Annotated in this window: 1 protein-coding gene; it reads left to right on the top strand. The window is 51.3% G+C overall.

All coding sequences use genetic code 11. The features are described 5' to 3' along the window. On the top strand, positions 1-702 hold a 702-nt coding region (locus D8845_RS10155; RefSeq protein WP_185757452.1), incomplete at both ends, for a hypothetical protein.

Here is a 702-nt window from a genome sequence, read left to right as displayed (position 1 = left end):
GCACATCAGCTAGCACATCAGCAAGTACGTCGGCTTCGACAAGTGCAAGTACGTCAGCTTCGACAAGTGCAAGTACGTCAGCTTCGACAAGTACGTCAGCTTCGACAAGCACGTCAGCAAGTACGTCGGCTTCAACAAGCGCAAGCACATCAGCAAGTACGTCAGCTTCGACAAGTGCAAGTACATCGGCTTCAACAAGTGCAAGCACGTCAGCTTCAACAAGTGCAAGTACGTCAGCAAGTACGTCAGCTTCAACCAGCGCAAGTACATCGGCTAGCACATCAGCAAGTACGTCAGCTTCAACCAGCGCAAGTACGTCAGCAAGTACGTCAGCTTCGACAAGTGCAAGTACATCGGCTTCAACAAGTGCAAGCACGTCAGCAAGCACGTCAGCAAGTACGTCCGCTTCAACAAGCGCAAGCACGTCCGCTTCAACAAGCGCAAGCACGTCAGCTTCAACAAGTGCAAGCACATCAGCTAGCACATCAGCAAGTACGTCGGCTTCGACAAGTGCAAGTACGTCAGCTTCGACAAGTGCAAGTACGTCAGCTTCGACAAGTGCAAGTACATCGGCTAGCACGTCAGCAAGTACGTCGGCTTCAACAAGTGCAAGTACATCAGCAAGTACGTCGGCTTCAACAAGTACGTCAGCTTCGACAAGTGCAAGTACATCGGCTTCAACAAGTGCAAGCACGTCAGCTT

This window comes from Streptococcus mitis (assembly GCF_003942865.1).
Taxonomy (GTDB): Bacteria; Bacillota; Bacilli; order Lactobacillales; family Streptococcaceae; genus Streptococcus; species Streptococcus mitis_BI.
Note: the sequence above shows the minus strand (reverse complement) of the source record. Positions and strands in the feature narration are given on the sequence as shown.